The following is a 12,807-nucleotide window of genomic DNA, read 5'->3' as shown; positions in this document are numbered from 1 at the left end:
TTACGGAACCACCGTGCGCAGGGCGAGGGTGCTCGCCGCCCACCGGCCGGGGCCGTGGGTGCCCGCCGGGAGCAGGTCCCGGTCCCCCGGGGGAAGCCCCAGCCGCAGCAGCCCGTCGGCCGGCGCGCGCCGGGGCGCGCCGGTGCGTGCGGCGTCCGGCTCCCAGCGGCTCAGGTGGAACGGCACCGTGTTCAGCTCCCCCTCGGCCACCACCAGCGTCAGCCAGTCCCGTACGGAGGCGCCCGGGCGCACCGGCCGGGAGGCGGGCAGTACCAGCCGCAGCGGCTGCCCGTCGAGGGCGTGGCCGGTCATGCCGGGGCCGATGAACTCCCCCGGGAAGAGGGAGGTGTCCGCGCCGAAGCGGTCGTCCAGGTTGACCAGCACGCACCACAGCGGCCGGGGGCCGGTGTTGCGCAGCCGCACGGTGACCCACGGCTCGCGGGTGCCGTCGTACGCGAGGACGACCTCCCCGTTGCCGTCGGGCCGCAGGGGCTCGCCGTCGCCGGCCTCACCGGGCAGCACCTCCACCTTGACGTGCCCGCTGAGCGGGGACAGCCCCGAGCCGAGGTCGCGGATCCGGTGCCAGTGCACCAGCCGGGTCAGGCAGTCCCCGAGCCGCACCGCGTCCGCGTCCGTGGCGAGCGGCAGCGGCGGCACGTACGGGGACCCGTCGCGGCGCAGCACCCGTGCCCGCGCCCCGCGCACCTCCACCCGCAGCAGCAGCCCGGCCGACTCCTCCTCCGCCGAGCCGGCCGCCACCTCGCGCAGCAGCGGGGAGGCGGGCAGCGGGATCCGCTCCCCGTCGAGGACCACCGCCGCCGGGGGCAGGGCCAGCGCCGACAGGGACACCGCGTGCACCGACCCCGGCTCCGGCGTCCAGCCGTCGGGAACGACCAGGGTCCGGTCCGCCCGGACCGCCGCGGCCCGTACGAGACCGCCGCCCGCCGCCGTGAACTCCGTACCGGCGCCGCCGGTCAGGCCGTGCACCCGCCCGCAGTCGACCTCCCAGCCCTCCGGGCCCTCCCGCAGCAGGTACGGGCTCGGACCCCGGCGCGGCGGGTCCACGGCGAGCCCCTGGTACTCACCGCCCAGCAGCGGCCGGTCCGCGGGCCCGCCCGGCTCGGCCGGGAACAGCACCGGCTGCTGCCCGGCCACCAGCCGCCGGACCGTCGCCTCCGCCCCCGCGAGCAGCTCCCGGACGTCGGCCCACGGCGCGGCCCGCAGCGCGCGGGTCAGGGCGTACGAGAACACGCCCTGGACGACCGGCCCGTCGGGGCCCTCCACGGGACGTTCGAACGCGGGCTGGCCGCTGCGGCTCGCCGCCAGCAGCACATGGCCCACCTGCCGGCCCGGCCCGGTCACGTCCCGCGCGCCGACGGACGGCGACGGCCGCCACGACGGCAGCGGCGGCAGCATCCGCGAGGCCCATCCCTCTCGGCTGGCCCCGCCCGAGAAGCAGCAGTCCAGAACCGCCACCACCCGGGCCCCGCCCGCCGCCGCCCCGTCCAGCAGTACGCCCAGCCGCTTGTCCGGCAGCGGCTCGTCCGCGCAGACCAGCGCCTGGCACCAGCCGGTCGGCTCGATCAGCAGCTCGTCCGGGGTGAGCGCCGGGTACTGCGTACCGTGCCCCGAGAACCACAGCAGGGCGGTGTCACCGGGACCGGCCTGCCCGAGGTGGCCGAGGATCCCCTCCTCCAGGGCGGCGGCCGTTGCCGCGCCGTCCGTGAGCACGCGGGCGCGGACCCGGCCCGGGGCGGCCGCCTCCAGCGCGGCGCGGGCCGCGGCCACGTCGTTCAGACACCCGCGCAGACCGGCGCGCATCCCGGTGCGGTACTCGTTGATGCCCACGAGCAGGGCGTACACCGTCTCCATGGCCCCAGTGTGGTCCGCCGCGCCGGGCGGCCACTGGCCGGAATCCGGTCGCATCGGGGGCGGTTCCGGGTCTGCTATGGCTCAAATCCCTTTTGGGGTCGCAGGATTGACGGAACGTCACTAATCTGCGTGCTCCACTCATGAAATCGGGGGAGGCCATGGGGTACATCGAGCGTCCGCGCAGGATCGTCGGACCCGCCCAGGACCCGCGGGCGACGGGCACGGGCAGCGGCACCGGCACCGGCACGGGCCTGGGCCCCGAACCGGCGGCCGCCGGAGCCGGCCGCCCGGCGGGCCCGGTCGCCGACCGGCTGAAGGACCGTTCGCGGGAACTGCTCGACGCCGTCTCCGGCTTCGACGCCGGCCTCGACGACGCGGCGAGGCGGCGGCTCGCCGACTGGATCCGGGAACACTACGAGAGCGAACACCCGGGCGCGCCCGTCGGCTTCCTCGCCCGCTGCCACCTCGGCCCGCCCTACGTGGACCACGTCCTCGACCTCTTCGGCGCGATCGTCACGCACTACTCGCCCCGCGACACCCTTCCCGACCCCTACGGCGGCGCCCGGATGCTGGTGCGCAACCCGGGCTACGCGTACGTGGAGGTGTACTCCGACGGGCTGCTGCTGCCCGTCCTGGCGGGCGGATCCGTCGTCAGACCCACCGGACCGCGCTCCGGAGGCGCGGCATGAGCGGCGTCGACGCGGGCCTGCACATCAAGCTGGCCGCGATCAACAGACTCGTCCTCGGGGTCTCCGAACAGGTCGTCCAGGTCGGCGCCCAGGTCAAGTACGTCGAAGCGCAGCAGAACCAGGCCCGCGGCGAACTCCAGCAGCTGCGCCAGGAGTTCCTCGCCTTCGCCGCCCAGGCCCGGCTCGTCGCCGCCCTCCAGCGCGCCGAGACCCGCGTCGGCGTCCTCCAGGACCAGCTCGACCACGACTTCGGCCACCACAAGGTGGTACGGCGCACCGCCGTCGGCATGCTCCAGGCCTTCGACCTCGGCCTCGTCTCCGAGGACGTCGTCCGCACCGTCGGCGACGAACTGATGCTCCAGACCCCCCGCTACTGGCTCGCGCCCGCGCTGGTCGCGCTCACCGCCTGGTCCGCCGACGACCCGGCCCTGTGCGAACGGGCCGTGCAGGAGGCCTTCCGCCGCTCCCCGGCCCGTACCTCGCTGTTCTTCGCGCTCGTCCTGCGCCGCCAGGCCCGCCCCGCCGAATCCGCGCGCTGGCTGCGCCACTACCTGCTGGCCCAGGACCCGCGCGCCCTCGGCCGCGAGTTCGCCGTCATCCTCGAGTCCGTGGCCCAGGGCGCCTTCGGCCCGGTCGGCCGCGCCTTGCTGCGCGACGCCCTCGACGACTGGCAGGCGCTGCTCGGCGCCGACACCGCCGCCCAGGACGTCCAGATCGAGCGCTGGGGAGCCGAACTGCGCAGCCTGTGCCCGCCCGTGCCCGGCACCGAGTTCCCCTTCCTGCACACGCTGTCCCCGCAGTGGCCGCAGCTGGGCGGAGTGCTCTCCGCTGCCCGGGGCCAGCAGGCGGTCCTCGACAAGTACACGGCGGTCATGAACACCGAACCCGCCCCCTCGGGGCGCCTGGAGGACGCCGTCGACGACATCCTCGACCGGCTCGTCTCCGAGTACGACAACGAGGAGCTGCCGCTGCGCCGCGACCTCGCCTACCAGGAGGCGGTGATCGCCCACGACGGGGACACCGTCCGCGCCCGGACGGCCACCGACGCCGACTCCTCCTCGTACGACGAAGCCCTCGACTACCTCACCGTCCAGAGCTCCGCCGCCCTCAACCCGGCCGCCATCGGCACCTCCCAGGACACCCGGCGGCTCGCCGTCGCCGCCTGCCGGGACTGGTTCCACCACGCCCACCAGGGCTTCTCCCGGGACTACCGGGCCGGCGTACCGCAGGACGTCCAGATCCGCTTCGGGGCCGCCTACCCGCTGGCGGGCGGCCGGCAGTTCCACCTGCCGCCCTGGCAGGGCTCCTTCCTCAGCACGCTGGCGGAGCTCCAGCAGGGCCTCGGCGACCACTGGGACCGGCACACCGCCCCCTTCGTCGCCGGGCTCGGATACAAGTACGCCCAGCCGGTGGCGCTGGCGGTCGTCGCGGTCCTGGTGGCCGTGCTCATCGGCGGCGCGGGCGGCGGTGCGGTCGGCTCCCTGATGGCCGCGCTGGTCGTCGGCGGCGTCGCCTGGCTGGTCATCCACAACCTGGCGAGCCAGTGCCGCCGGGTCCAGGAGGCCGCGCAGCGGTACCTCGCCGACGCCAAGGGCGAAAGCCTGCGCCAACTGGTCGCCACCCGCGCCGAACTGTCGGCGTGGAACCAGGCGTACCTAGACGCCGACGCCGTCGAAGAACGGGTGCGGGAGCTGATCGACTCCCTGGCCACCGCCACCGAGGGCAACTCCCCCTTCACCGGCCGCACCGTCACCCCGGGAGGCGACCCCGCGTGAGCACCCCCGACCCCGGAACCCGGGAGAGCCCCGACCCGCAGCCCGAGCCCGAGGCCCCAGGAGCCGCGGGACCCGCCGCCGGCGGGCGCCGCCGGCTGTGGGCGGCCGGCACCGAGCCCGTCGAGGAGCGCACCACCGCCCGGCTGCGCCGGATCGTCCAGGGACTGCCCGACTGGTCCCCGCTCCCGCCCGGCGAACAGCTCGTCCGCCGCCCGGGCAGCCGGCGGGAGCGGCCCTGACCATGGACGGAATGTGGGGCCACGGCGGCGCCTACCAGACCTGGACGCGGTTCCTGCGCGACTGGGGCGCGGACGGCGGCGCCGCCACCGCCGAGGCCGCCGCCCGGCTGCCCGTACTGCACCCGGAGGAATTCCACCCCGAGACCTGGGCCCGGTTCTCCGGGCAGCTCACGGACGCCCTGGACCGGCGCCTGCGCGGCTGGGCGGCCGCCCTGACCGCGGCCCTGGACGCCGCCGGCGACGAGTTCGACGCCGGCCGCGCCCTCGCGCAGGCCCGCACCGGCCTCGACGCCGTCCGCGCCCTCGCCGCGCACCCGGCCCTGCCGGCGGACCTGCGCGAACGGCTCGGGGCACTCGTCGAGGGCCACATCGCCGGGTTCCAGCGGCAGCTGGAGGCCGCCCTGGACGGCGGCCTGCGGGCCGGCGCGGACCCGGGCCTGATCGAGGCCCGCCGGCGCACCCTGCGCGAGAACCCGCTGACCGCCCCCGGCCCCGGCGGCGCCCCCGCCCCGGACCGGCCTCCGGGCGACGGCTGGTCGTACGACCCGGCGGCGCCCGCCCGCCGCCGCATCATCACCGACTGACCGGAGACCGCCACCCATGCCCACCTACGCCGAATGCCGGCGCGACCTCGACAGCTACATCTCCGCCCGGGTGCCGGTCATCTGCCTGCGCACCATCGAGCAGCAGCGCGCGCTGCGCCTCGTGCGCACCGCCGCCACCCACGCCCGGCGCGGCAACATGCCCTTCTGGATCTACACCCGGGCCACCGGACTGCGGGACCTGCGCACCAACACGGCCGTGATGGACGACCGCTCCCTCACCGGAGCCATGGAGTACGCGGCCTCCCAGTTCACTTCCCGCCCCAACGCCACCCTGGTCCTCGTCGAACCCGACGGCCTGGACGCGGACACCTCGCTGGCCCGGCACGTCGCCGAACTGGCCCGGCTCGCCGACACCAACATGGGCAGCGTCATCCTGATCACCGACAGCCCGGTGTGGAGCGGCCTCCAGCGGCTCGGGATGACCCTCCAGCTCGACCTGCCCGACGCCGACGAGATGTACGCGACGCTGTCCGCCTTCCTGGACGACCACCGGGGCCACATCCCCATCGCCTGGGAGGAGCAGGACGTCCGGCGCGCCGCCGGGTTCCTCGTCGGGGTCACCGAGGGGGAGGCCGTCAACCTGATGGCGACCGTCGCCGCCAAGGGTTCCGTGGAGGCAGGCGACGTGGTGCTGCTGGCCCAGTCCAAGGACCGCATCTTCAACGACCTCACCGGGCTGCAGAAGGTGCCCCTGAAGGCCTCCGACTACGCGGTCGGCGGCCTGAGCAACCTCCGCGACTGGCTGGGCCGGCGCGGCCGCCTCCTCCAGGCCGACCTGCGCGCCACCGACCTGCGGCCGCCGCGCGGAGTGCTGCTGGTGGGCGTACCGGGCTGTGGCAAGTCGCTGTCCGCGAAGGCCATCGCCGCCCAGTGGCAGCTGCCGCTGTACCGGCTGGACATGGGCTCCATCCACGGCAAGTACCTCGGCGAGTCCGAAGGCCGCTTCCGGGAGGCGCTGGAGACCGCCGACCGGGTCGCCCCCTGCGTGCTGTGGATCGACGAGATCGAGAAGGGGCTGGCCGGAGCGAACGACGGCACCGGGGTGCCGCAGCGCATCATCGGCCAGTTCCTCTTCTGGCTCCAGGAGTCGCAGTCCCGCGCCTTCGTCGTGGCCACCGCCAACGACGTCCGCAGCCTGCCGCCGGAGCTGCTGCGCAAGGGCCGCTTCGACGAACTCTTCTTCGTGGACCTGCCCGACGCCCGGGACCGCGAGGAGATCATCGGCATCTACTACCGCCGCTACCTGAGGGCCGAACCCGGCCGCGAGCAGCTCGCCCGGCTCGTGGACCTCTCCGACGGCTTCGCCGGCTCGGACATCGAGGCCGCCCTGCACGACGTCGGCGCCGAGGTCTACCTGGGCGGCGGAACCGAGCTGATGCGGCCCGACTTCGTGGAGGACACCTTCTCCAACACGGTCCCGCTCAGCCGCAACAACCCGGAGCAGATCGAGGAGATCCGGGCCTGGGGCCGCGAACGCGCCGTCCCCGCCGGGCGCTTCGCGGCCACCACCGCCCAGGGCTCCACCGGGCAGGGCCGCCGGATCGTCTTCCTGGACGACTGACGGCCGGCCCGGCCCCGGTCTGCCCGGCGGCGGTCTACCGGCCCGGTCTACCCGGCGGCGGGCGCGCCGCGCGTGGCGAACTGGGTCCGGTACAGCTTGGCGTACCGGCCGTCCGCCGCCAGCAGCGCGGGGTGCGTGCCGCGTTCGACGATCCGGCCCTCCTCCACCACGAGGATCAGGTCGGCGGCCTGGACGGTGGACAGCCGGTGCGCGATCACCACGGCCGTGCGGCCGGAGAGGGCCTCGGCCAGCGCCTCCTGCACGGCCGCCTCCGAGGTGGAGTCCAGATGGGCGGTGGCCTCGTCGAGGATCACCACCCGCTGCCGGGCCAGCAGCAGCCGGGCGATGGTGAGCCGCTGGCGCTCCCCGCCCGACAGCCGGTAGCCGCGCTCGCCGACGACGGTGTCCAGGCCGTCCGGGAGGGAGGCGACCAGGGTGTCCAGGCGCGAGCGGCGCAGGGCCTCCCACAGCTCGTCCTCGCCCGCCCCGGGCCGGGCCAGCAGCAGGTTGGAGCGTACGGACTCGTGGAAGAGGTGGCCGTCCTGGGTGACCATGCCGAGGGTGTCGCGGATGGAGTCGGCGGTCAGGTCCCGTACGTCGACGCCGCCCAGGCGGACCGCGCCCGCGTCGGCGTCGTACAGCCGGGGCAGCAGCTGGGCGATGGTCGACTTGCCGGCGCCCGAGGAGCCGACCAGGGCGATCATCTGGCCGGGCTCCGCGCGGAAGGACACCTCGTGGAGCACCCGGCTGCCGCCCCGGGCGTCGAGCACGGCCACCTCCTCCAGGGAGGCGAGGGAGACCTTGTCGGCGGAGGGATAGCCGAAGGAGACCCGGTCGAACTCCACCGACACCGGGCCCTCGGGCACCTCCACGGCGTCCGGCTTCTGGGCGATCAGCGGCTTCAGGTCGAGGATCTCGAAGACCCGCTCGAAGCTGACCATGGCGCTCATCACCTCGACCCGGGCCCCGGCGAGCGCGGTCAGCGGGGCGTACAGCCGGGTCAGGAGCAGGGCGAGGGCGACGACGGAGCCGGCCTCCAGGGTGCCGCGCAGGGCGAAGTACCCGCCCAGCCCGTACACCAGGGCGAGGGCCAGCGCGGAGACCAGGGTCAGGGCGGTGATGAAGGCCGACTGGGCCATCGCGGTACGGATCCCGATGTCGCGGACCCGGGCCGCGCGGGCCGCGAACTCGGCGGACTCGTCCGAGGGCCGCCCGAACAGCTTCACCAGGGTCGCGCCGGGCGCGGAGAACCGTTCCGTCATCTGCGTGCCCATCGCCGCGTTCAGCGCCGACGCCTCCCGCTGCATCCCGGCCATCCGCGCGCCCATCCGCCGGGCCGGCAGCACGAACACCGGCAGCAGCACCAGCGCCAGCAGGGTGATCTGCCAGGAGATGGTGAGCATCACGCCCAGCGTCAGCAGCAGGGTCACGACGTTGGAGACCACCCCGGAGAGGGTGTTGCTGAACGCCCGCTGGGCGCCGATCACGTCGTTGTTGAGCCGGCTGACCAGCGCGCCCGTCCGGGTCCGGGTGAAGAAGGCGACCGGCATCCGCTGGACGTGGTCGAAGACCGCCCGGCGCAGATCGAGGATCAGCCCCTCGCCGAGGGTGGCGGACAGCTTGCGCGTCAGCAGGCCCAGCCCCGCCTCGGCCACCGCGATCGCCGCGATCAGCAGCGCCAGCCGGACCACCTCGCCCTCGTCCCCGTGCCCGACGATGGTGTCGACGATCCGGCTGGCCAGCAGGGGAGTGGCCACCGCCAGCAGCGCGCCCACCACGCTCAGCAACAAGAAGAGGGTCAGCCCGCGCCGGTGCGGGCGGGCGAACGCGGCGATCCGGCGCAGGCTCGCCCGGGAGAGCGGGCGGCGGTCCTGCTGGGCGTTGATCGCACTGTGCAGTGAATGCCAGGCGGTGACTTCCATGTCCATGGCTCCACGCTAGAACCTCAACCAAACTTCAGGTCAACGAATCCGCGCGGACTCACCCCCTTGTGTTGCCAACTCACGTTTTGCCAAAGGAATTTCGCTGTCTCCGGGCACTGTCGGCGCCCAGTGGCATCATCGGGGAATGACGCAGCCACCGCAGTCGTCGCAGCCGGACCACGCCGCCCGCCAGGGCGCCGACACCGTGCTGCACCGCTTCGTCGAGTGGGCCCGCCGGACCCCGCGGGCCCCCGCGCTCATCACCGGGGACGAGACCGTCCCGTACGCCGTACTCGACGCGGAGTCCGACCGGCTGTCCCGGCACCTGGCCGACGGGGGCCTGCCCGCGAACGGCCTGGTCGCCCTCGCCCTGCCCCGGCAGCGCGAGCTGGTCACGGCCCTGCTCGCCGTGCTCAAGGCCGGCGGGGTCTACGCGGTCCTCGACGTCGCCGACCCGCGCGGCGGGAGGCGGCAGCTCGCCGCCCTCGCGCCGGACCTGCTGATCGCCCGCCCCGCCGACGAGGCCCGCCTCGGCGCGGGCAAGGGGCTGCGCACGCTCGACCCCGACGATGACCCCGGCCCCGGCCCCGGCCGGCCCCCCGGCCGCACCGCCGAGCAGGGCGGCGCGGCCGTGCTGTTCACCGGCGCCCCCACCCCGCGCCCCGTGCCCGTCGGCCACGCGCTGCTGCTCGCCGCGTACGAAGCCTGGGCGGAGGTGGCCCGGCTGACTGCCGGGGACCGGCACCTGTTCACCGGCGGGCCGGACACCACGCCCTTCGCCGCCGGCTGGACCCGGGCCCTGTGCTCCGGCGGCGCCCTCGTACTGCCCCAGGGCGCCGCCTGGCTGTCCGGTGAGGTGCGCCGCGCCGTCCGCAGGGCGGAGGCCGACGTGGTCCACACCGACCCGGCGGGCGCCGTGGAGCTGCTGCTCGGTGAACCCGCCCCCGGGCCGGGAATCGTCCGGCCCGGGGCCCGCCGGGAGCCGGACGCCGACCTCCGGTCCCTGAGGCTGCTCGCCGTCAGCGGGGACCGCCTCTACCTCGACGAACACAGCGCCCTCCAGGACCGGCTGCGCCCCGGTGCCCGTGTGCTCAACGTCTACGCCCTCACCGAGGCCGCCGGCACCGGCACCTGGTTCGAACTGCCGCAGCTGCCCCGCCCGCTGGACGGGCCCGAGCGGATCTCCCTGCTCGGGACCCCCTTCCCCGGCTGCCGGGTCCGGGTGACCGACGGGGAGCTCGTCGTCGACCCGCCCGGCGGCGGCGGGGCGGTGGCCACCGGAGACCTCGGGGTGCTGCGCCCGGACGGGCTCCTGGAGTTCGGCGGCAGAACCGGTGACCGGATCGAGGGGGAGGACGGCGCCCGGATAGACCCGTACCCGCTGGAGTCCGAGATCCGCGGGCACGCCGCAGTGGGCGCCGCCCTGGTCGCCCGCGTCCCCGTCACCGGGGGCGGGCACCGGCTCGTCGCGTACGTCTCCCCGCCGCCCGGCGCCCCGGCCGCCGCCCTGCCGGACACGGCCCTGCTGAGGGAGTACCTGAAGGGGAAGGTGCCCGCCGGCCTGACCCCGCGCGCCGTGGTCCGGATGCGGGCGCTGCCCCGTACCCGCGCCGGCCGCGAGGACCGGACCCAGGTGCCGCAGCCGCCGCTGCTCCTGGCCCCCGTGGGCGGGGGCCGGGGCGGGGGCAAGTACGGGGGAGTCCGGGCGGCGGGCGCCGGCGGCAGCGAGGAGGTGGTGCCGCTCGCCTTCGCCCTGGGCTGCGGGGCGCCGCTGCTGGGCCTCCTCGCCCGGGGGTTCACGGGAGTCATCTGGCCCGGCTCCACCGACCTGACCGGCGTCCCCGGCACGTGGGCCCTGCTCTTCTGGATCCTCTACCTGTGCGAGAGCCTCGCCTTCGGGGCCGGGGTGATGTTCCTCCTCTCCGGACGCCGGCCCATGCTGGCCCAGCGGCGCGGGCGCGGCATCACCACCGCCGCCCACCTGGCGATCGCGTACCTGCTGATCGCCTGGTGGCCGCAGGACAACCTCTACCGGTTGGCGGCCAAACAGGACTGGCCGCGCCAGGCGGCCCTGGTCTACGCCTTCAACGTCCCGCTCATGGTCGCGGCCCTCGTGGTGGCCGTCTACGCCACCCGGAAGCCGTCCAGCCCCTTCGACTTCGACGACTGACCGCCGGCGCCGGCGGACCCCGGCCGGGTGCCGGGGCCGGGGCAGAAGTCAGCCCCGAAGCAGTCACCGGCCGCGCGGGCCCGCTCCCGCACCAGTGCCTCGGCCGCGTCCAGCGCCTCCGCGCCGCGCGCGGCCACCAGCACGCCCAGCCACGGCACCGGGTCGAACGCCCCCGTCGGGATCGCCGGCACGAACACGGCCCCGAGCGCGGCGCAGCCCCGTACCAGGTCCGCGCACAACGCCTCCACCTGCGCGTCGGGCAGCCGGGCGCCCAGCTCCACCCGGTCCGCGATCCGTACGAGGTGCCCCGCGCCCCGCAGCTCGTCCAGCCGGGCCGCCACCATGAAGGCCGCCGACGGGCCGGTGAGCCGCAAGTTGGCCTCGGTCGGCGCGAGCCGCCCCGCCGCGTCGGTGACGAAGTCCACGTCGAACCAGCCCCGGTAGCCGGACGCGGCGAGTTCCCGGCCCACCGCCGCGCCGAACGCCAGCAGCGGCCCCGCCAGGCGGCCGGGGACCACCCCGGGACCGACCGTCGCGCCCCGGTAGCCGCCGCGGGCCACGTCCATCACCGCCGCGCCGACCTCGTGCGGCCGGCCCGCGCCGTCCACGAACCCGTCGTAGGTCAGGTCCCGCGGCACGCGCGCGTCCGCCGGGCCGTGCACGTACTCCTCCACCAGCAGCGGCCCGCGCGGCAGCCGTCGCAGCACGGCCCGGGCCCCGCCGGCCGCCCGTACCTCCCCGGGGGTGAGCACCGTGGTGCCCGAACCGCCGACACCGTGCTCCGATTTGAGAACGGTGCTCTCGCCCGCCCGGGACCGCGCCGCCAGCAGCCGGACGGCCGCCCGCCGGCCGCGGGCCCGCCACTGCGCGGGGAGCGTGATCCCCGGATGCCCCCCGCCCGCCAGGATCCGCCCGAACAGGGCGTGTGCGGCCGCCTTCGACTCGTACCGCAGCCCGTCCGGCCGCCACGGCAGGCCCGCGAGCCGGGCGTACGGGCCGGTCATCCCCCACGGCACGAGGGGCAGCCCGCCCCCCGTCACCCGCCGGGCCAGCGCCGGCCGGGCCGATACGGCCTCCGACAGCCCGGGGCCCCGCTCCGCGAGCCCGTCGTACACCTCGACGTCCGGGCCCCAGCCCAGCTGCCGGCCGACCAGGGCGACCCAGCCGGGGGACACCGGCCGGGGCAGCACCAGGGCCGCCGGGCGGGGGCTGTAGAAGGCGGCGAGGCAGGCGTAGTCGTGCGCGGCGCGCTGCTCGCGGTCGAGGGAGGCGTCGGCGAACTGCGCGTTGAACTCGGCGACGTTGCCCACGTGCACCGCCGGAACCCCGCCCGTCCAGGCCCGCGCCCAGTCCGCGAGCGGCACGGGCGCGGCCTCGAACCGTACGAGCCCCTCCGGGGCCGCGCCGGGGTGCTCCACGGCGCCCATCGCACGGTAGAAGCCGGCCGCGTGCGGATCGGCGTCGATCAGCAGCCGGCGCAGGCCCAGGGCGGCGGCCCGGCGCAGCGCGTCCCGGTACAGCAGCCGCCCGGTGCCGAGCCCGATGGCCGAGGGCTCCACGAAGAGCAGCCCGAGCCGGGCGGCCGGCCCGTCCCCCGGTCCGGCTCCGGAAGTGTCCTCGGGGGCCTCGGGGGCCTCGGGGGCCTCAAGGCCTTCAGGGGCATCGGCGTCCTCGGCGTCGTCCAGGGAGGCGAGGCCCAACAGTTCCCCGCGAGCGTTTTCGGCCACCACGATCCTCCGGGCGGCCAGCTCCGCCTCCCGTACGCGCAGCTGCGGCGCGCACGCCGCGAGGAACGCGGCGTCGTACCCCCAGTACGCCTTCGACCGCATCACCAGCGCCGTCAGCGCTGCCGCCTCCCCGGCCCGCGCGGCCCTGACCTTTGCCATTTCCTGACCTCCCCATGGTCCGGGGCGGGGCCGTGCGATAGATTCGGCCTCCCCACGGCACCGTCCCGGCCCGTTTCGGACCATCCTT

9 protein-coding genes are annotated in these 12,807 nt (G+C 75.8%); 6 read left to right on the top strand and 3 right to left on the bottom strand.

The window, feature by feature from the left end; genetic code table 11:
* The gene (locus tag ACZ518_RS07570; RefSeq protein ID WP_469112073.1) at nucleotides 1-1,872 is read right to left on the bottom strand and encodes a caspase family protein; all 1,872 of its coding nucleotides are present in this window, start codon (nucleotides 1,870-1,872) and stop codon (nucleotides 1-3) included.
* 158 nt (nucleotides 1,873-2,030) lie between these two features.
* Here ACZ518_RS07570 and ACZ518_RS07565 point away from each other — a divergent pair, with 158 nt between their 5' ends.
* From ACZ518_RS07565 to ACZ518_RS07545, 5 genes are read left to right on the top strand one after another with little or no spacing between them, the layout of a single operon-like run.
* Nucleotides 2,031-2,561, top strand: coding sequence for a hypothetical protein (locus ACZ518_RS07565; protein WP_469112072.1), 531 nt, complete (start codon nucleotides 2,031-2,033; stop codon nucleotides 2,559-2,561).
* The gene (locus ACZ518_RS07560; protein ID WP_469112071.1) at nucleotides 2,558-4,336 is read left to right on the top strand and encodes a hypothetical protein; all 1,779 of its coding nucleotides are present in this window, start codon (nucleotides 2,558-2,560) and stop codon (nucleotides 4,334-4,336) included. Before ACZ518_RS07565 ends, ACZ518_RS07560 begins: the two co-directional genes overlap by 4 nt.
* Nucleotides 4,333-4,575: a hypothetical protein gene (locus tag ACZ518_RS07555; protein WP_469112070.1), complete on the top strand. Its 243-nt coding sequence runs from the start codon at nucleotides 4,333-4,335 to the stop codon at nucleotides 4,573-4,575. Before ACZ518_RS07560 ends, ACZ518_RS07555 begins: the two co-directional genes overlap by 4 nt.
* A gap of 2 nt (nucleotides 4,576-4,577) precedes the next feature.
* A complete protein-coding gene (locus ACZ518_RS07550) occupies nucleotides 4,578-5,159 on the top strand; it encodes a hypothetical protein (RefSeq protein ID WP_469112069.1) in 582 nt (193 codons plus the stop codon).
* 16 nt (nucleotides 5,160-5,175) lie between these two features.
* The gene (locus ACZ518_RS07545) at nucleotides 5,176-6,741 is read left to right on the top strand and encodes an AAA family ATPase (protein ID WP_469112068.1); all 1,566 of its coding nucleotides are present in this window, start codon (nucleotides 5,176-5,178) and stop codon (nucleotides 6,739-6,741) included.
* A gap of 47 nt (nucleotides 6,742-6,788) precedes the next feature.
* Here the strand turns inward: ACZ518_RS07545 and ACZ518_RS07540 are convergent, their stop codons facing one another.
* Nucleotides 6,789-8,669, bottom strand: a complete 1,881-nt coding sequence (locus tag ACZ518_RS07540) for an ABC transporter ATP-binding protein (protein ID WP_469112067.1) — start codon at nucleotides 8,667-8,669, stop codon at nucleotides 6,789-6,791.
* Between the two features lie 139 nt (nucleotides 8,670-8,808).
* Here ACZ518_RS07540 and ACZ518_RS07535 point away from each other — a divergent pair, with 139 nt between their 5' ends.
* Nucleotides 8,809-10,833, top strand: a complete 2,025-nt coding sequence (locus ACZ518_RS07535) for an AMP-binding protein (RefSeq protein ID WP_469112066.1) — start codon at nucleotides 8,809-8,811, stop codon at nucleotides 10,831-10,833.
* On the opposite strand, the gene ACZ518_RS07530 is transcribed toward ACZ518_RS07535, so the two are convergent.
* Complete coding sequence (locus ACZ518_RS07530; protein ID WP_469112065.1) at nucleotides 10,788-12,719, bottom strand: GNAT family N-acetyltransferase; 1,932 nt, start codon at nucleotides 12,717-12,719, stop codon at nucleotides 10,788-10,790. The genes ACZ518_RS07535 and ACZ518_RS07530 overlap by 46 nt on opposite strands.
* Nucleotides 12,720-12,807 lie beyond the last annotated feature (88 nt).

Source organism: Streptomyces sp. NPDC033966 (assembly GCF_055575955.1).
The sequence above is the reverse complement of the archived record's forward strand: the minus strand, read 5'-3'. Positions and strand labels throughout refer to the sequence as shown.

Coding starts and splice junctions, on each gene's coding strand:
- ACZ518_RS07570 (WP_469112073.1), bottom strand. CDS start 1,872: ATGGAGACGGTGTACGCCCTGCTCGTGGGCATCAACGAGTACCGCACC.
- ACZ518_RS07565 (WP_469112072.1), top strand. CDS start 2,031: ATGGGGTACATCGAGCGTCCGCGCAGGATCGTCGGACCCGCCCAGGAC.
- ACZ518_RS07560 (WP_469112071.1), top strand. CDS start 2,558: ATGAGCGGCGTCGACGCGGGCCTGCACATCAAGCTGGCCGCGATCAAC.
- ACZ518_RS07550 (WP_469112069.1), top strand. CDS start 4,578: ATGGACGGAATGTGGGGCCACGGCGGCGCCTACCAGACCTGGACGCGG.
- ACZ518_RS07545 (WP_469112068.1), top strand. CDS start 5,176: ATGCCCACCTACGCCGAATGCCGGCGCGACCTCGACAGCTACATCTCC.
- ACZ518_RS07540 (WP_469112067.1), bottom strand. CDS start 8,669: ATGGACATGGAAGTCACCGCCTGGCATTCACTGCACAGTGCGATCAAC.
- ACZ518_RS07535 (WP_469112066.1), top strand. CDS start 8,809: ATGACGCAGCCACCGCAGTCGTCGCAGCCGGACCACGCCGCCCGCCAG.
- ACZ518_RS07530 (WP_469112065.1), bottom strand. CDS start 12,719: ATGGCAAAGGTCAGGGCCGCGCGGGCCGGGGAGGCGGCAGCGCTGACG.